The organism is Terribium retamae (assembly GCF_022347545.1).
Lineage (GTDB): Bacteria > Pseudomonadota > Alphaproteobacteria > Rhizobiales > Rhizobiaceae > Mesorhizobium > Mesorhizobium retamae.
The window spans coordinates 29,440-48,377 of record NZ_JAKREW010000026.1; the positions used below are offsets into that span (position 1 = coordinate 29,440).

Below are 18,938 nucleotides of genomic sequence, written 5' to 3' on the forward strand. Positions count from 1 at the left end.
ATACGCGTTCTATTCATGGCTGGCATACCGTTTTGGCGCTTGAACTCTGCTTTCGCGCGCGTATGTAAGCGGCGCACATAGACTTCAGGGAACTGGACTTGGCTATCTACAGGGAAAAAGACATTTTCGAGCGGCGCAACGCCGCAAACGAGGCAAAGAAAGCGCTTCTGGAGCGCTTCAAGGCAAGACCGGCAGCAGACGATCCGGCAGTGCTGGCCCGCCAGGCGGAACGCAAGGCGATCCTCGAAGCGCGCGCTATTCGCGAAGCCGAAAAGGCTCGGTTGAAGCAGGAGCGCCTGGCGCTGGAAGCCGCCGAAAAGGCAGCGCGTGAGGCTGCCGCGGAGGCAGCACGGCTCGAAGCCGAAGCGAAAGCGCGAGAAGAAGCCGCCATCCGCGAAGCCGAAGAGAACGAGCGTATAGCGCGTCTCTTGGCCGACGAGGCGGAACGCAAGGCGAAGCGAGACGCCCGCTATGCGGCGCGTAAGCAGCGTGTCGGCCGCACGCCGCCTGGTTTCCAGGCCCGCTGATCGCCTCGAGAGATAAAGAAGAGCCCGCTTCGTGTTGTCGAAGCGGGCTCTTTGCATGTGCCGCTATGCGGTTGATCTGCCGGTTTGGCACCGGTCTTACTGTCTCATGAGCCTGCCGGGTCCGAGCATTGCTTCGTCGAGCCCGAAATCGGCTATCCTGGATGGCAGCGGCTGGCCGCGCACAAGAGCTGCGCAGGCCTCGCCCATGGCTGCGGAAGTCTGGATACCGTAGCCGCCTTGGGCAACCAGCCAGAACAGGCCAGGCACAGACGTGTCGAAGCCGCCAACCAGATCCCCGTCGCCGACGAAGGTGCGCAGGCCGGCCCAAACGCGGCTCGGCCGGCCCACGGAAAGCGTCGTCAACTCCTCGATGCGATGAATGCCGAGCGCGATGTCTTCCATTTCAGGCTGGACATCCTGCGGCGGCATCAGGTCGGCATTGGCCGGTGAGCCGAGTAGCATTCCGGCATCGGGCTTGATGTAGCAGCTCTCGTCGGCGCTGATGAACATTGGCCAGCGGGTGACGTCGAAACCGGCCGGAGGGTTGAAGACAAAGGCAGTGCGGCGGCGCGGCTCAAGGCCAAGCTTCGTAGCTGCGAAAAGGGTGCCGATCTCGTCGCCCCAGGCGCCGGCTGCATTGATAACGATCGGCGCACGATATTCCTTGCCGGAAGCGACAACCCGCCAGTCGCTGCCAATCCTTTCTGCGGCGGTCACTTCCGCATTGCCGATCAGGGTGCCGCCGGCACGCTTCAACCCGCGCAGATAACCCTGGTGCAGGGCATGCACGTCGATATCCTCGGCATTGGGATTGTAGACTGCGCCCACGACACTCTCGGGCCGCAATACGGGGACCCAGGCTTTGGCGGCTTCGAAATTGAGCCGTTCGCCGGAAAGCCCGATCGAACGCACCGCTTCCTGGTGTTCCTCTAGCAGATGTTCCTGTTCGCTCGAGGCCACGACCAACATGCCTCGCGGCGTCAGGATCGGGTGTTCTGCAAAACCCGGTGGCGGCGTTTCGAGGAAAGCACGGCTTGCTTTGGTAAGCGCGCAGACCTGCGCCGTGCCATAGGTCTCGCTGAAGAGTGCGGCCGAACGTCCGGTGGAATGATATCCCGGCTGGCTTTCCCGTTCGAGCAGAACCACCTTGAGATGCGGTGCTAGCCAGTAGCCGACCGAAGCGCCGGCAATGCCGCCGCCGATAATCACTATGTCGGCTTCCACAGGTTCGGCTTGCGCTGTCATTCCGGCACTCCCTCGGCGCCGGTGAACGGTCGCGTAATTTTCTTATGCGCTAAGCCTTTTCAAAAATTGAAAACGGCGTCAAGGGCTCGATTGGCGATCCAGCATCTCGATCAGCGCCGACTGAAAGTCCGGTTGCGCGCTGGAGCATACCGCGAGCACAAGCCCGTCGCCTTGGCCGACCGCGAGATAGGCGTGACCCATGGTGCTGTCGATATAGATGCTCTCGCCCTTTTCGAGGCGAACCGGCGCGTAGTGCTCGGTGTGCACCTCGATGGCGCCGTCGAGCACGTAGAGGAACTCTTCGCCCGAATGCTTGATGAGCGGGCCGAACTCTTCCAGTGAGCGGGTGGTGATGCGAGTCAGCACCGGCACCATGCGCTTCTTGGTGATGTCCGTGCTGAGGTAAAGATAATCATAGTTCTGGGTTTTCTGCTGCAACCCGTCACCCTGCCGGTTGATGGAGCGCCGGGTCAGCGGATGACCGGAGATTTCCGGCTCGGCGACAAGTTCGGCCATCGACAGCCCCAATCCTTCGCCGATCTGCAGAAGCTTGTCGTAAGAAAGGGACATCTGGTCATTTTCGACCTTGGACAGGGTTGAGATTGCCACGCCGGTCTTGCTGCTGACGTCGCTCAGCTTCCAGCCGTGTTTCTGGCGAAGCGCTTTGAGGTTCGAACCGAGTTTCGGGTGCTTGGCCATCAATCCCCAGTCGTTGGTCCAGTTCTATGACAGGACGATAGCCGTTGACATTCTCGGCAACAAGGAAAATCATTTAGCGAATTAGAAACGAAATTTCCGCCGCGGAGGAATCATGGCTCGGGAAGTTGAATGGGCACGTATGACGGCGCCCGAACTGCGGGCGATCGCCGAGCGCGGCAATGCGTTGGCCATCCTGCCGGTCGGTTCGCTGGAGCAGCACGGTCCGCATCTTCCCGTCATCACCGACACGGCAAGTGCTGCGGCTGCCGCAGTGCGTGGCGCGCGGCTGGTTTCCGAGGATGTGCCGCTCGCTGTCCTGCCCGGCCTCTGGCTCGGCATGAGCGAACATCACTTGCCATTCGGCGGCACCATCACGCTGGACTATGCTGCCTATCATGGTGTGCTGCGCTCGATCGCGCGTTCGTTGAAGGCAATCGGCTTTACCCGTCTGCTCATCGTCAACGGCCATGGCGGCAATGTCGACCCGCTCGCCGTTGCGGTGCGCGAACTTGCAGTGGAGTTCGATATGCCGATCGTTGCGACGACGCCATGGTTCCTGGCGCAGGAAGAAACCTCGGCATTGTTCGAGTCTGACGACGGTCCGAAACATGCGTGCGAAGGCGAGGCCTCGGTCATGCTGGCGATCGCGGGCGACATCGTCAAAACGGACAAGTTCAAGGATGCCGAAGCCCTGCAAGCGGGCCAGAATGAGGCGCCGCACGGTGCATCGCGCTTCTATTCCTTCTCCGAGCGTGCACCGAAGACCGGCACCTGGGGCTTCCCGAGCAAGGGCACTGCCGAAAAGGGCGAGAAGTTCCTCGGTTTGCATGCACGCGAGATCGCCAAACTTGTCACGTCCGAGATTCTTTGGACCCGGCCGGATCCGGTCTGGCGCGCCGGTCGCGGCCTGGAGACCACCGGTGGCAGGGCCGAATAAAACTCTGGCGGTGGCCCGCTGTGAGGAGTTGGCCACCGTGCGACTGCCAATAACAACGACAAGGGGAAGATCATGACTGTTCCAAGACGCGGCCGCCTGGCTGCACGGTTTGCCACCGGCGCGGCCGTCGCCCTTCTGTCCGGGCTGTTTGCCAGCCAGGCGCTGGCCAAGGGCCTGGTCTATTGCTCCGAAAGCGCGCCCGAGGGGTTCGATCCGGCGCTTTATTCCACCAACTCCACCTGGGACGCCTCGTCCAAGCCGATCTACAGCCGGCTGGTGGAGTTCCAACAGGGAACCACCAATGTGGTCCCCGGTCTGGCCGAAAGCTGGACCATCTCCGACGACAAGCTTGAATACACGTTCAAGCTGCGCAAGGGCGTGAAATTCCAGACAACCGATTATTTCACGCCGACTCGTGAACTGACCGCCGATGACGTGATCTTCTCGCTGGATCGCCAGCGCCTCAAGAACGACCCCTGGTACGGCTACATTGCCGGCTCGAGCTGGGAGATCTTCGAAGGCATGGAGATGCAGAACCTCATCAAGGACATCTCCAAGGTCGACGACAGCACGGTGAAGATCGTTCTCAACCAGCCGTCCGCTTCGCTGTTGGCCATGCTGGCGATGGATTTCGGCTCGGTTCTGTCAAAGGAATATGCCGACAAGCTCCTAGCCGCGGGCACCAAGGAAAAACTCAACCAGCAGCCGATCGGCACGGGTCCTTTCCGCTTTGTCGACTATCAGCAGGATGCCGTCATCCGGTTCCAGGCCAATCCCGACTATTTCGGGGAGAAACCGAAGCTCGACGAGCTGGTCTTCGCTATTACCGTCGATCCGACTGCGCGGATGCAGCGCTTGCGGGCGGGTGAATGCCAGATGGCGCCTTATCCGGCGCCAGCCGACATCGCAGACCTCAAGGCCGATCCCAACCTGACGGTGATGGAGAAGCCGGGATTGAACGTGGCCTACCTCGCCTACAACACGCTGATGCCCCCTTTCGACAAGGTCGAAGTGCGTCGCGCGCTCAACATGGCGATGAACAAGCAGGCGATCATCGACGCCATCTTCCAGGGCACCGGCCAGGTCGCCAAGAACCCCTTGCCGCCCGGCATGTGGGGTTACAATGATGCCGTGGTTGATGACAAATACGATCCGGAAGCCGCCAGGAAGATGCTGGACGAGGCTGGTGTGAAGGATCTCAAGATGAAGATCTGGGCGATGCCGGTCAGCCGCCCCTACATGCCCAATGCGCAGCGGACCGCGGAACTGATCCAGGCCGATTTTGCCAAGGTCGGGGTTACGGTCGAGATCGTTTCCTATGAGTGGGGCGAATATGTGAAGCGCGCCCGCGACAAGGATCGCGACGGTGCCATCATCCTCGGCGCCACCAGCGACAATGGTGATCCCGACAATCTGATCAGTTACTTCTTTGCCTGTTCGGGCGTCGGTGGCGCCAATTTCGCCAATTGGTGCTACCAGCCGGTTGAGGACCTGATGCAGAAGGCCCGCGTCACCTCTGATCAGGCCGAACGCACGAAGATGTATCATGAGCTGCAGGTTCTGTTCAAAGAACAGGCGCCCTGGGCGACGCTCGACCATTCCACCGTGTCGCTGCCGATGTCAAAGAAGGTGATCGGCTACGTCATGGATCCGCTCGGCTCGCACCGGTTCGAAAGCGTCGACATTGCCGAATAAATCCTGACACGCTCCGCGGCGATCTTCCGCGCCAAGCGTTTCATTTATCGGAATTTTACTGCCTTTGGCCGGCCTTGGACAAATTTCCAAGGCCGGCCAGGGTTGTTTGTATTCTAATGATTTTGCGGGTGCCCAAATCCGTGCTAGCGTCTCTCTTGGCTTTGCCCAAGCGGGGACAATGGCGAAGTACTTCCAATCGTTCTGCGATTCAAAGTATCTGCCATCGGCCTTGAAAGGGCCGGTTCAGGCCTGTGTCGGCCTGACGGCTATTGAGGTTGTGAGATCAACATGAATGGTTGATCAGCAGGTGATCCGGCAGCTCTCCACCATCTGCGCCCTTGACGCAGTCGGTTTCTCGCGCCTGATGAACGAGAACCAGGAAACAGCGGTCAAAATCTTCTACGAGCGGCGCAATCTGATTGCCGAGACCGTCGGTGAATTCGGCGGACGTGTTTTCGGGGCAGCGGGCGACAGCCTGATGGCAGAGTTCGGCAGCCCCGTCGAAGCGTTGCGCGCCATGCTTGAAGCCCAGACGCGTCTCGACAAACTCAATGCAGCTGCCGCGGAAAATCTGCGCATGCCGTTTCGTATCGGCGTGGCGACAGGCGTGGTCATCCAGAGTGAGGATGGAACCTTTGGCGACTGTGTGAACATATCGGCACGGTTGCAGGAGTTTTCGCCGCCGGGCGGCGTCGCCATCACCGGCACCACGCATGAGCATATCAGCGGCAAGTTTTCGGTTGAATTTACCGATCTCGGCCTCATGCAGCTCAAGAACATCGCCCTACCGGTCAGGATCCTGGTTAGCGCTCCTGCTTCGGGACAAACAACGTCTCGCGCATTTGCCGCAGTCCGTTCGTCCATCGTCCAGCCCGCGAACACCGAAACCAAGGATCATCAACCCGCCATCGCGGTGTTGCCGTTCCAGAACAGCAGTCCGGACCGTTCGACGGACTATCTGGCGGACGGTATTGTCGACGACATCATCCACGGGCTCGCGGCAACGCGCTCGCTCCCCGTGATCGCACGCGATTCCAGCTTTCAGTTCCGAGACCAATGGCTCGGGGCTGCTGCGATCGGCAATCTCTTGGGCGCGCGCTATTTGGTGATGGGCTCCGTTGCCAGCTTCGACAAACGTATTCGATTGAGTGCATCGCTCACCGACAGCGGCAACGGTCGTGTCATTTGGTCCGGCAGATTCGAACGTAGCCTGGAGGAGCTCACTCAACTCCAGGACGATCTCGGCGGGGAAATTGTCTCCACCCTCGAACGCGAGGTCGACCGCGTCGAACAGGTGCGGACCTTCCAGATACCCTGGGAGCGGCTGCAGACCTGGCAACTGGTACGTCGCGGCCGCTGGCATATGCAACGGCGCACGCGCGCGGACATGGAAGCCGCGCTGAAGCTATTCCAGCAGGCATACGACGAGGACCCCAACTCGAGCAGCGTGCTCAGCGAACTGGCATGGTGGTATCTGTGGCGCGGCTGGCTCAACCGCGGCGAGCCCGGGGACCTTGCGCGCGTGGCCGATCTTTCCCAGCGGGCCCTGCTGGTGGACAGTCAGGATGCCCGTCCCTACGCCTTCCTGGGTTCCATCGAAGTCCTGCGGCGGCGGCCGCTCGCGGCGCTGGATTTCCTGCAGCAGGCCCTTCACTACAATCCGAGTTTCGTACTCGCATATCAAGCCATGGGGAGCGCACGGCTCATGGCGTCACGTCCGCAGGAGGCGATCACCGTGCTCAAGCGCGCCGACCGCTTGTCGCCGTTCGAGAACTATCGGTTTCACACACTTGGGGAGCTTGCGGCAGCGTATACGTTGATGGAAGACTGGCCCGCCGTCATATCGACCGCCGAGCGCTCGCTATCTTTCGCGCAAGATTATTTCTATCCGCGCTTCCTCAAGATCGGAGCCCTGGTCCGAAGCGGGCAGATCGAGGCAGCTCGCACTGAGCGTGAGCTGTTCGAAGCTCGGCATCCGAGATTCAACCGCAGCTGGATCGACTGGATTCCCTTTGCGGATGGTTCCATCAACCAGAGGCTGCTCGACAATTTCGATGGCGCTGGCTGAGCCCGGCAAGACCGCCAGTTTATGCCGTTTCGCACGGCAGCAGTGTGAAGAGGATCACTTACCCGGCATGTGCCGGACCATAGCATAGCCAGCATTTCTCTGCGTTTTCCCGGGGGGATCGTCAGAATGGGCTTCTCTACCAAGTATTATGACGGCGTCTTGAGGGGGCAAGTTGAGTTGCCGTTCGGCGAAGAAGCGCCACCTTTCGATCGCGAAAGGCTGCGCCGGTCGACCTTTACGGGGCGGATATTCTCCTGGGCTTTCGAGCATCCAGATTGGTGGCTTGGAATCTTCAGGCGCTTCTTCCCGCGCGTGCGCTGGGGCAAGGTCGTTTTTCTCACGCGTTTCGAGGATGTGCGCGAGGTTCTCGAGCGACAGGACGAATTCGAAACGCCTTATGGCCGCGAGTTGCGTGAATTTTCCGGCGGGTTCGATTTCCTGCTCAGCCTGAAGGACGGAAAACTCTACCGCGAACAGAAGTCCGTGGTGCTCAGCGCCTTCCCCCCTGACGAGGTGGACGGCCGGGTGCGCGAAATTGCCGCCAGGTGCTCGAAGGAGATCGTAAGTTACGCCGGCGAGAAATTCGATGCCGCCAGCCAGTTGATGCGCATCGTCCCGGTCCTCATCTGCCGCGACTACTATGGCCTGGACATCGAGGACCCGCGACAGTTCGGCGACTGGGCCATCTCCATCAATCAAATCCTGTTCGGAGATTGGGGTGCGGACACTGTCACGCGCGAGCTTGCGGTAGCCGGTGCCGCGAGTCTGTTCGCGACGGTGGACCGTTCCATCATCATCGCTGAAAACGCTGTCAAGCAAGGCAACGTTGTCGACACGCCGCTCGGGCGGCTCGTCCACATGGCGCAATCCGACCATGACAATCCGTTCAAGCGGGTCATGCAGATCGTTCACGAGACCAATCCGACAGCGACGGATCGCGAGGTGGTGCGCTCGATCATGGTCGGCATGGTCGTCGGCTTCGCGCCGACCAACCTGCTGGGCGGCATCAACTGCCTGGACGCTGTGCTGAACCGGCCGGAGATTTTCGACTACATCAAGAAGGCCATCAAGGACGGTGACAACGCGCGCCTCGACAAGGCAATCCTCGAAGCGATGCGCTTCAAACCGCACTGGATCTGGCCCTGGCGCTACACCGGGGAAGCCAAGACGATCGGCCTCAAGCGCGGCCGCCCTTACAGCATCCCCGCCGGGGTTTCGGTGCTGCCCGCCACCCGCTCGGCGATGTTCGATGAGTCGGTCGTCAACGACCCCTGGACGTTCAATCCGGATCGCAGCCTGAGCGAGAACATGGTCTTCGGCGTTGGTATCCATCGCTGCATCGGTGCGGCGATCGCCAGCGTGCAGATCGCCGAAGCCTTCCGGGCCTTGTTTGAAAAGCCGGGCTTCCGGCGCGCGCCGGGCAAAGAGGGCAAGCTCACGCGCCTCGGTCCTTATCCGGACAGGCTCATGGTGGAATTCGATGCCCCGGAAGAAAATCGCCTTACCGAACAGTCGCTCGTAACGGTGTGTGCAAGAGTGCAAGCGGGTATCGATCGGAAGCAGTTGCAAAAGGATGTCGACGGCCTGGGAAATCCGGCTGGTCGTGCAATCAAGTCAGCTCTCGACAAGGCCGGAACCATCCACTTCGCCAGCCTCACGGCCATCCCGACCGGTGGCTCCAGGAAGCCTGACAGCGGCGACTTCTATCTGCTGCTCGAATTGTCGGGGGACGGCACCAAGCAGCAAGTCATAAAGGCTTTTGCAGATGCCGTGCATGGGCATTTCGTGCCGCTGTTCGAACGCTATGCTGCGGATCCGCTCAAGGGGACGTTTGAAGCGTTCTTGCTGAAGCACACGGTCGACGTGTCGCCTCAGTTTGGCAGCATGGCGGGGCTCGTGTTCTGCGGCACGCCCGGACATTCGGTTGCCCGCATCAAGGCCGAGCAGGACTTGGCAGAAGCCGCCGCCAAAATCGTCGATGACCACACCTGGCTCAAGGATCCTGCAGCTCTCTCAAGCACGTCGAAAGCGCAGGTCCCAGGCAATTTGTCGGCGGCGGAAATACTGGAAAAGGTCCGGTGCAGTCTGAGGCCGCAGAAATCGACATCAAAAGAAGGGGGGCCGGAGGAATGGACGCCAGGGAAGTTCCATTGGGTCTTCGCGCCTGCCGAAAGCCTGCTTGAAAAACCAGGTGGAACGCTGCTTCGAGCACTCCACCACATCGTCTTCAACCTGCGCACGGCCATTCCGCTGGTCATCCTTGTCGCAGTCTTCACCTGGCTGACCTATCTGATGCAATTCGATACCAGCGGCGGCTGGTTCCGCACGCTGGCGCGGATCGGCGACTCTTTCATCCTGGCGGTGGTCGGGCTGACAATCACTGCGGCAGTGTTGTTTACGGCGGTCGCCTTCTGGCTGCGCAGCATCGAACGTCGGGAAGAGGTCAGCAATGCCGGCATCAAGCTCGGCCTGCTCGAGCAATTGCAGAAGAACGAAGATGCCCTGGGTTACCGCCAGAACCACATGACGGCAGTCTCGGTCATGAAGCCCGGATTGCTGCGATGGTTCCTGCTCGGCTTTTCGTTCTACGTGATCTCGATCACGGCCAGATGGGCTTTCCGGCCGGGGCACCTTGGCGACACCGGACAGATCCACTTCGCACGCTGGGTAAGGATACCTGGCACCGACCGGCTGGTGTTTTTCAGCAACTACGGCGGTAGCTGGGAGAGCTATCTCGAGGATTTCGTCACCAAGGCTTCCGCCGGCCTCACCGCCATCTGGAGCAACACCAAGGGTTTCCCGCGTTCGCGCTTTCTGTTCCTCGACGGCAGCCGCGACGGTGACCGCTTCAAGCGCTGGGCGCGGGCTGAGCAGATCCCGACCTCCTTCTGGTATTCCGCCTATCCCGATTTGAACACGACGCTGATCCGCAAGAACTCGCAGATCCGGCAGGGACTTTATGGTGCACGCGCGAGCGAAGCCCGCGACTGGCTGAGCCTGTTCACCTCGCTGCCGCGGCAGGAAGCCATGAAGCAATCGTCGCTTGGGAAACTTCTCTACCAGTCCGATGACACTGCGGTCGAAAGCCTGGAAACCGGCGAAATCCAGTCGCTCATTTTCGGGCCGCTCGGCAGCCTCTCCTTTGCCAGGATGTTCGCCTTCGAAATCGATCAAGACTCCTCCACCACGCAGCAGCGCCTTCAGGTGCTCGACCATCTCGTGAAACACACGAGTTTCGGCGACATCAAACCGGCGGGGCGAGCCACGTTCTGCGTGTTTGGCCCCAATGGCCTGAAGAAGCTTGGTCTGAACGGCAGCCCCGGGAGCGACCCGCTTGCCAGTTTCCCGATGACCTTTCGACAGGGCATGGCCAACGAATACCGCAGCCGCATCCTGGACGATCAGGGCGATAGCGCCCCTGACAAATGGCGGTGGGGGTCTAAAGAGACGCCGGTCGACCTTGCTATCCTCTGTTATGCCGACCGAGAGCAAACGTTGAACGAAATGACTCTTGAGATCGCCACGCTGGCCCGTTCAACGGGCCTGATCGACAGGGCGGCCATTCCACTCGAGATCGTTCGTGACGGGCCGGGGTGCCCGGTGAAGCATCCGCCGAAATCGCTGGGGGTGCAGCGTTCGAAACAGGCCGTGTCCCCGGTAGCTTATAGCGAAGAGGAACGGTTGCCTGCGCGGGAGCATTTCGGCTTCATCGATGGCGTCTCCCAACCCGTAATCAAAGGCACGAGGCGTCGGCGAAACCATAATTCCAGCCCGATCCATCAAATCGCCGCTGGCGAATTCCTTTTCGGCTACCGCGACGAATATGGCTACTATCCACCCAGCCCCACCACACCTTCCGAATTCGATCGGGAAGGGCAGCTGCTGGCGATCGATGCCGATGGCAGGCCGGTCAAGGGCAGAAGCATCGTGCATGATTTCGGCCGCAACGGCTCCTTCGTCGTCATTCGCCAACTCGCGCAGGATGTGGACGGGTTCAACACCTACTGTCGGACGGAAGCGGACAATCTGCGCCGCAGTGGCTTGGCCCAATATCAGGCGGTCGACGCCGATTGGGTTGGTGCTCGCATCATAGGCCGCTGGAAGGACGGCTCTTCGCTGATCCGGAATCCCGACAAGCCCGGCCGCGAACTCGACAACCAGTTCACCTATGGCGCGGAAGACCCGCAAGGGTTGCACTGCCCGCTGGGTGCTCACATAAGGCGCTCGAACCCACGCGATTCGCTCGGAACCGACATCGACACCCAGCTCAGGATATCGAAGCGTCATCGCATCCTGCGGGTTGGCCGCAGCTACAGCCTGGACAGCGGCACCGACGGCAAGCCGGAAAAGGGTCTGTTGTTCATCTGCTTCAACGCCAGTTTCGAGCGCCAGTACGAATTCATCCAGCAGACCTGGATGTCAGCGCGGAATTTCCACGGACTGCGCGGCGAGAAGGACCCGCTGATCGGCAACCAGGATATCGATATGAACGGCAGCGCGGCGGGCCGCTTCACCATCCCGCGCTGGGAAGGTGGCATTGAACTGACCAACCTGCCTTCCTTTGTCACCACGCGCGGTGGCGGCTACTTCTTCATGCCGAGCCGTGCAGCGTTGCGATATCTGAAGTCGCGCTTGAAGCCGAAGGACGGTGCGTCCGACCCGGCTTGCGCGTGTTGATTTTTGCTGTCTGAGCTGGCTGCCTCCCTGGGCAGCCGCCGGGACTGCTCTTCCACCGCAGCCTTCGGCATGCCTCGCCCCGCGATGACGAACGACATAGCATGCCATTGCCGATTCAAGGGATTGATGAAGAGAAGCGCCTCGGGACGGTGCTCACTCGGAACTGACCCGCTGCAAGCGGGTTGGATCATTGACTTTTACATGGCCGCGTTTGGTGGCGATCAGCCCGCGGCCGCGCCAGTCATTCAGCAGCTTGTTGACGGATTCCCTTGTCGCGCCGAGCGTCTGGGCAAGCTCCGATTGGGAGATTGCGATCCAGCCTGCGGCGTCGGAAAGCAACCCGCTCAAATGCAGCAGCCGCTTGGCAAGACGTGCCTCAATTCCAAGGAAGGTGTGATCGCCCAATTCTTCGCTGATCCATCTTAGTCGCTTGCACAAAAGGTCGATGAGGGCGCGTCCGAGCAGCGGATCCCGATCGATGCGGTCCAGAACCTGTTTGCGGCTGAGTGAGACGATCGAGCATTCGGATCTGCAGATGGCGGTCGCCGTCCTGAGGCCGCCGTCCAGGACACCGATTTCGCCAATCAGGCTTGGTGAGAATTGCAGGTTGGCAACCAGCTTGTCGCCCTCGGCCGAGAAGATCGAAATTTCGACGGACCCTGCAAGCAGGCCGTAGACGCGATCGGATGGGTCGTCCTGAAGAAAGAGCAGTCGCCCCGCAGCATATTTTTCCGGCTTGGCGTCGCCGAACATCCTGTCCAGCAGGTCGCGATCGTAGTGGGCGAACTTTGCCAGCGTGTGTTTCGGATCCTGATCCAGACTGCTCATCAACATCGGCCCCCCGAGCGTGATCTCAGTTCAATAGTGTTGTTCTTTGGTATTCGAGTTCGCTCTGGTCCGCGAAACTCTACGCGCGATAACGAGGCTTGGATAGCAGGTCGTAGCGTTGCCTGGCGCGCCGCTCCGCCCTAGAGCATTTTGTAGCCAAGTGGAATCACTTGGCGTTACAAAAAATACCACAAAACAACAACTTAGAGCGTTTCCGCGTTTCCGTGAAAGACGGAAACGCTCTAAGCCACGGCGGATTCCGGTGCGCCGCCCGCAAGGTCGCCTTTCATCATGGCCATGATGGCCACCTGGGTGCGGTTCGAGGCGCCAAGCTTGCTCATGATCTGACGGACATGAACCTTGACGGTCGATTCCTGCATGTCGAGTTCGCGCGCGATCAGCTTGTTGGATTTGCCAGACCGAAGCCGATCGAGAACCTGACTCTGGCGAGGCGTAAGCAGGCCGTTGCCGGCAGTCGCATTCGAATGATGACGGGGGCGATCCCTGCCATCTGCGATTTCGAGCAGCGCTTCGCCCGGGAAATAGGCGCCGCCGTTCATGATGAAGGCGAGAGCCTGATGCACGATCGCCAACGGCGTCGTGGTCGAAATGAAGGCCTGGAAGCCGAAACTGACGGCGCTGACGGCCTCATCTGCTTCTCTGCGGTCGGAAAGAATGGCGCAAGGCGTCGTTGGGAATTGATCCCGCACGCTCTGTAGGGTCGTCCGCACCGCCAGTTCCTGCAGCGATGAGCCACCTACATTTACGACGATAAGAGAAACGACCTTACCTTGTTGAGAGTAGAAGCCGAGGTTTTCCGGTTCTATCGCATGGGCCGATTTGCCGAGAGGGCCGACCCATTCATTGATCAAAGTCGTGATGCCGGCGCATCTCAACACCAGCGTGTCTACCACCAGCACAATTGCCTTTTGTGCATCCCCAGTCATTTTGTTCTCCTTGGTTTGTGGGCGCTTGCCTATGCGCCGCCAGAACCCTCTTCTCGTGTTGGTTTCACTACTCCTATCTCAATGATGGCGTCTGCGATGTGAGGCGCTTCACATGCCAAAGGCGTCTCGCCGAAAGTGCCTGCGCGGCGATTGGGCAAACCCATATGTTCTTTAAGATGGAGTGTGGTTACCCACTGCAACAAATGACGAGCCTCGCCTTCCGCGCATCATCTGCTCCAACGGCGCACAGCCGAAAGGCGTAGCGCCGCAATCAAGGCGATCAGCGTTATGAAGCCGTTCCGGACAACACCTTGGCGACTATGCTTGTCGCGCAACGGAGGGTCCGCCATGAGCGCGTCTATTTCGAGCAGAAATCAGCAGCCCTGCGGCAACCAGCAGCCGCAGACAGTGCAGGTGCGCACTGTTACAGCGCAGAACGCAATCGGAGTGTCCGCGCAGGTCAGTGCAGATGCATTCGGTCAAGGCACCTTCGCCAACACGCAGGTCTACCTGACGACGATCGATCGCGGTCTTGCCTCATTCGCCATCGCTGTGGTCGGCGCGGAGGCTGCCGCGCAGGGCTCGGGTGACCAATCGCCGCTTGCCATGGCGTCGGCGGTGGTCACCATGGTGGGTGCCGATATTTCGGTCACCAACAACAAAACGGTAACCGGTTCGGACGCCCAGGGCATGAACCAGCAAGCTACGACCTCCGCGATTGGGGCCAGTTTTGCTTTTGATACGGGATCGGCGCACCAGGTCGATGGCAGCGCCGTGGAGACGTGTCGCTCGAGCGTCGGGTCGCTGCAGGGCAATCTGGCTACCTTCAGTGCCGATGTGACTGCGCATGGCGAAAACAGTTTTGTCGATATGCAGGCCGATGCGATCGCCTTGGAAGATCAATATTCGTCGAGCATCGTCTCCGCGACATCGGCGATCGACGCTGATGTCGTCTATACGGAATATGTCGGCACCAGATGCGACGATACGATCGCGACAGGCGATGGCGACTCGCTGGTGCGGGGAAATCGCGGCGACGACGCCATCCGTGCCGGCAACGGCGATGATTGGCTTTTCGGTGGCGACGGCGACGACAGGATCAGTGGTGGTGGCGGCAATGACACCGCTTTCGGTGGCGACGGCCGTGACAATCTAGGGGGCGGCGACGGCGACGATTGGCTGTTTGGCGGCGATGGCAAGGACACGCTTTCCGGTGACATCGGCAACGACCTGATACTCGGCGGCGACGGCAAGGATATACTCTCGGGCGGCAGTGGTGGCGACCTTCTCGACGGCGGTGGCGGTCACGACGACCTATCGGGCGGCGTAGGAAACGACATGTTCAGGCTGGGCTCTTCTTCCGGCGACGGGGATGACCGGATGCAAGGCGGAGCCGGCGCCGACACCTATCTGATCGCCGGCGCATTCGAAAACGACATCATCACCGATTTCTCGCTCGATGGCGGCGATCGCATTGCCGTCGAAGGTCTCGATACGCTGGTCGGATCGAAATCTCTTTCGATGGAGCGTGATCGGGGCGACCGGGATGACCTTGTGGTAACGCTACGCTTGGACGGCGAACGCTCGACGCTGACCCTGGACGAGTTCTTCGTCAACAATCCTGGGTTCGGCGCGCTGCCGGTGCGCGGCGCTTTTACGCCACAGCAGACGGCTATGGTCATGCACGCCATAGCCGTGGACGCCGACGCCGATCCGGCGTTGACGGATGCGCAGCTAACCTTTCAGCTGGGTGATCTGCTGGCTGTTTTTGGCTGAATATTAGACAAAGCAGGTTCTTCGGCGCTCGTCTTTTCCAAGGCGGGCGCCGGCTTGCATTTCAGTTTGCACAATCATGGAAAATTATATCAAAAGTATTACTCTAGAAGAAAATGAAATTACGTCGCTTGAATATTTGATGATTGGCGCGATAGGCCCTAGGCTTCAAATGCGCCGGACCTGAGTACCGGACATCATCAAGCGACAAGGAGAGTGACATGACCTTCTACTGTGATCCTTCTGACGTGAATCTGGACGCCTCGTACGAGTTCGACTCCGACATCGACGTCAACTTCGACCTCTACTCGGACATCGACAGCAACCTCGACGTCAACCACGAAATCGACGTCTGCGTCGACATCGACGGCAATGAAGCCACGTTCGCAATCGACGTCCAGGCCTATGGCCACGATACCGCGACCGACCTCAACCTCGTCGTTGCGGTTGAAGAAAACGAGTGGTCGAGCATCACGGCGACCGGCTACGCCGCCGCCGACTGATCAGTCCTCGCAGTCGGCTGTGGCGCATCCTCCCAACGCTGCAGCCTGACCGAAAGGCTCCGCTCCCCTGCGGAGCCTTTTTCTTATGCGCCGACGAAAGCGCTGTGGAGCCAATTCGGATCATACCAAGGAAGTCGCGGTCTACGCCTGAAGTGTAACTCCACCTAAGCGTTGTGCCGCCGGCTCCGCTTCACCGCTAAGCTCCACTTGGGTGCCCTCGCAGAATCCTGTCTGCGCAAAGGGACGACGGAGAGAGGTTCAGATGCGCAAGATATCGATATCCCGTCAGGTCGGTAGCCAGAAGGTCACTGCCGCTGCCAATGAGCCGACGTCCGCCTCTATCGCCCCGGCGACGACCGCACCGGCAGCGCCGCGCGTCTCGGCAGGGCTGACTGCGTTGGCCGCAGATCCTTTCGTGCTGATCCAGCTCACCAATGGCGCGGACAACTTCACTCAGACTGCCGATGGCAGCTTCCGTATCGAAGGGCATGACGGAAACGACGTCATCACGGTCGCCGCTGCCACTCTCGGCGGCGACTACCTGGATGGTGGTGCTGGCAACGACACGCTGAACGCGGCCGCTACCGACGACGTGCTCGATGGCGGCCTGGGCAATGACATCCTCAACGGCGGTGCAGGCAACGATCTGCTGCGCGGTGGTGCTGGCGCCGATACGCTGAATGGTGGCGATGGCATCGACACCGCAGACTATTCGGCCTCGGGCTTGAAAGTCACGGTTGCATTGCCGCTGGACCCGCAACGGACCTCGCGGGGTTCCGGTGGAGATGCCGCGCAGGACACGTTGAGCGGCATCGAAAACATCACTGGATCGGTCTTCAACGACACGCTGACAGGCAACAAGCTCGACAATCAGCTGATCGGCAATGCCGGCGACGACCTGTTGCGGGGCATGGACGGCAATGATGTTCTGATCGGCGACGGAGCGACCGACGCCAACCAGGACGGCATTGCCGACGACCTCGACGCCGACGGCATCCCGGACGGCATCGATGGTCCTGGCGGTGGCAGCGACACGTTGGACGGCGGTTTCGGTGATGACCGCCTGTACGGGGGCAGCGGCGACGACACGCTGATCGGCGGCTTCGGCAACGACACGCTCTATGGCGGTTCGGGCGACGACCTGCTGACAGGCGGCGACGGCACCGATTTCATGGATGGCGGCAGCGGCAACGATGAGCTGATCGGCAGTCTTGGCAATGACGTCATGCACGGCGGCGACGGCAATGATTTTCTCACGGCATCGATCGGTAACGATCAGCTGTTCGGCGAAGGCGGCGATGACGATCTGCAAGCTGGAGACGGCAACGATCTCCTGGAAGGCGGCGACGGCAATGATAGGTTGGTCGCATCGGCCGGTGACGACCAACTCTTCGGTGGCGCGGGCAACGATATACTGCAAGGCGACGCCGGGGCAGATCTCATGGACGGTGGTGTCGGGTCCGACACCGTGGACTATTCTCAAGGCGGCGCCATCGGCATCAATCTTGCCACCGGTGCCCTCAGCGGCGGCGCTGGCGGCGATCAGCTGATCAGCATCGAGAATATCGTCGCTTCCGCGCAAAACGACATTCTGGTCGGCGATGCCAATGCCAACACCTTTACCGGCAATGGCGGCGCGGACACCATGATCGGCCAAGGTGGCGTCGACACGTCCGATTATTCAACATCAGCGGCAGCTGTGACGATCCGCCTCAACACGACGGTTGCCGATCCGCTTGCGATCGGAACCGGCGCTGGTGGCGATGCGGAGGGCGATCAGCTGCAGTTGATCGAGCGTATCATCGGCTCGGCCTTCGACGATATCCTGGTCGGCGGGGAGCTGAATGATATCTTTGTCGGCGGCGCCGGCGCGGACAGCATCGACGGTGGACTGGGTACCAGCGATACCGCCGAATATTCGACATCGTCGGCCGCAGTATCGATCAATCTCGCGAGCGCTGCGGCTAGCGGTGGTGACGCGGCGGGTGACGTCCTGAGCGCCATCGAAAACCTGATCGGCTCCGCTTTCGATGACGTGCTTGTCGGCGACGGCTCGACCAATCGCCTCGATGGCGGCGCCGGCAACGACTTTCTTCGTGGTGGCGCCAATACCGGCAACGAATTCCTGGTTGGCGGCGAGGGGATCGATACCGCCGACTATTCGACTTCTGCCGCGGCGGTGCGCGCGATCCTCTCGGATAGTGCTACGTCCGGCGTGCTTTCCGTGGGTGGTGATGCGCAGAACGATGTGCTGGTCGCCGTGGAGAACATCATCGGCTCGTCATTCAACGACGAACTGATTGGAGCGTCGGCTGCAAATCGCCTTGAAGGCGGCCTCGGGAACGACACTCTTACCGGTGGCGGCGGAGCCGATATTCTCCTCGGAGGAGATGGTGTCGATACCGCTTCCTATTCCGGCTCCACTGCGGGTGTCCTTGTACAACTCGACAATACCGGCGCAGCTGCCGGCGTCGGCGGTCACGCGCAGGGCGATCAATTGGGCGGCGTCGAAAACCTGACCGGGTCCAGTTTCGGTGACGTGCTCGTAGGCAATGCACTCAGCAACGTCCTGATCGGTGCCGGCGGTAACGACCGGCTCATCAGCGGCAGCGGCAACGACCAGATGCGCGGCGGCAGCGGCGCCGATATCCTCTCGATCACCGGCGCCGGAACCAAGACCGTTTTCGGCGATGGCGTCAGCGACGGCGGAGTCGCCGGGCAAGACATCTTCCGCGTGCTGGGCGGTACCAACAACCTGATCTTCGACTACCTGACTGGCGAGGATGTCTTTATTCGCTCCAATCCGGCTGCTGTCTCTGCGTCTCTGGCGTCGCTCACGGTCAGCGGCATCGCTTACTGGGTCGCCCGCGTAGCCAGCACGGCTCCCGGCATGGAAAGCTCGACCTTCGTTGTCCTTGGCGAGCGTACAACCACGAACCCGGACACGACGATAACCGACGCCTTCACCAATTTCGTTTCGCACGATCTGTTCGTCGATCCTGCGCTTTTGGCCTGAGCGATCTCAAAACGGAGTAATGT

Annotated in this window: 12 protein-coding genes; 8 read left to right on the plus strand and 4 right to left on the minus strand. The window is 60.5% G+C overall.

Annotation, left to right across the window (positions count from 1 at the left end; genetic code table 11):
* The first annotated feature begins 98 nt into the window (after window positions 1-98).
* On the plus strand, window positions 99-527 hold the full coding sequence (locus L4923_RS21305; RefSeq protein ID WP_239368852.1) for a DUF6481 family protein: 429 nt from the start codon (window positions 99-101) through the stop codon (window positions 525-527).
* Window positions 528-623: 96 nt separating this feature from the next.
* Here L4923_RS21305 and L4923_RS21310 read toward each other — a convergent pair whose 3' ends face one another.
* Both L4923_RS21310 and L4923_RS21315 read right to left on the minus strand, forming a co-directional pair.
* Window positions 624-1,772 carry an NAD(P)/FAD-dependent oxidoreductase gene (locus tag L4923_RS21310; protein WP_239368854.1) on the minus strand — a complete coding sequence of 383 codons (1,149 nt, stop codon included), beginning with the start codon at window positions 1,770-1,772 and terminating at the stop codon, window positions 624-626.
* A 78-nt stretch (window positions 1,773-1,850) separates the two neighbouring features.
* On the minus strand, window positions 1,851-2,471 hold the full coding sequence (locus L4923_RS21315; RefSeq protein WP_239368856.1) for a helix-turn-helix domain-containing protein: 621 nt from the start codon (window positions 2,469-2,471) through the stop codon (window positions 1,851-1,853).
* A gap of 112 nt (window positions 2,472-2,583) precedes the next feature.
* Here L4923_RS21315 and L4923_RS21320 point away from each other — a divergent pair, with 112 nt between their 5' ends.
* The 4 genes from L4923_RS21320 to L4923_RS21335 all read left to right on the plus strand — a co-directional run bounded on the left by L4923_RS21320 (window position 2,584) and on the right by L4923_RS21335 (window position 11,848).
* A complete protein-coding gene (locus L4923_RS21320; protein ID WP_239368858.1) occupies window positions 2,584-3,408 on the plus strand; it encodes a creatininase family protein in 825 nt (274 codons plus the stop codon).
* 72 nt (window positions 3,409-3,480) lie between these two features.
* Window positions 3,481-5,103 (plus strand): ABC transporter substrate-binding protein, encoded by a 1,623-nt coding sequence (locus tag L4923_RS21325; protein WP_239368860.1) that lies wholly within the window; start codon window positions 3,481-3,483, stop codon window positions 5,101-5,103.
* A gap of 292 nt (window positions 5,104-5,395) precedes the next feature.
* Complete coding sequence (locus tag L4923_RS21330; RefSeq protein ID WP_239368862.1) at window positions 5,396-7,171, plus strand: adenylate/guanylate cyclase domain-containing protein; 1,776 nt, start codon at window positions 5,396-5,398, stop codon at window positions 7,169-7,171.
* 126 nt (window positions 7,172-7,297) lie between these two features.
* Window positions 7,298-11,848, plus strand: a complete 4,551-nt coding sequence (locus tag L4923_RS21335) for a cytochrome P450 (protein ID WP_239368864.1) — start codon at window positions 7,298-7,300, stop codon at window positions 11,846-11,848.
* A gap of 153 nt (window positions 11,849-12,001) precedes the next feature.
* Here L4923_RS21335 and L4923_RS21340 read toward each other — a convergent pair whose 3' ends face one another.
* Together L4923_RS21340 and L4923_RS21345 are read right to left on the minus strand one after the other, a co-directional pair.
* Window positions 12,002-12,676 (minus strand): Crp/Fnr family transcriptional regulator, encoded by a 675-nt coding sequence (locus L4923_RS21340; RefSeq protein ID WP_239368866.1) that lies wholly within the window; start codon window positions 12,674-12,676, stop codon window positions 12,002-12,004.
* Between the two features lie 242 nt (window positions 12,677-12,918).
* Window positions 12,919-13,623, minus strand: a complete 705-nt coding sequence (locus L4923_RS21345; RefSeq protein WP_239368868.1) for a helix-turn-helix transcriptional regulator — start codon at window positions 13,621-13,623, stop codon at window positions 12,919-12,921.
* A gap of 348 nt (window positions 13,624-13,971) precedes the next feature.
* Between L4923_RS21345 and L4923_RS21350 the strand changes: the two genes are divergently transcribed.
* From L4923_RS21350 to L4923_RS21360, 3 genes are all read left to right on the plus strand, one after another.
* Entirely contained in the window at window positions 13,972-15,399 is a 1,428-nt protein-coding gene (locus L4923_RS21350; protein WP_239368870.1) for a calcium-binding protein, read from the plus strand.
* Between the two features lie 218 nt (window positions 15,400-15,617).
* Window positions 15,618-15,899, plus strand: a complete 282-nt coding sequence (locus L4923_RS21355) for a hypothetical protein (RefSeq protein WP_239368872.1) — start codon at window positions 15,618-15,620, stop codon at window positions 15,897-15,899.
* 262 nt (window positions 15,900-16,161) lie between these two features.
* Window positions 16,162-18,915 (plus strand): calcium-binding protein, encoded by a 2,754-nt coding sequence (locus L4923_RS21360; protein ID WP_239368874.1) that lies wholly within the window; start codon window positions 16,162-16,164, stop codon window positions 18,913-18,915.
* The last annotated feature ends 23 nt before the right edge of the window (window positions 18,916-18,938 follow it).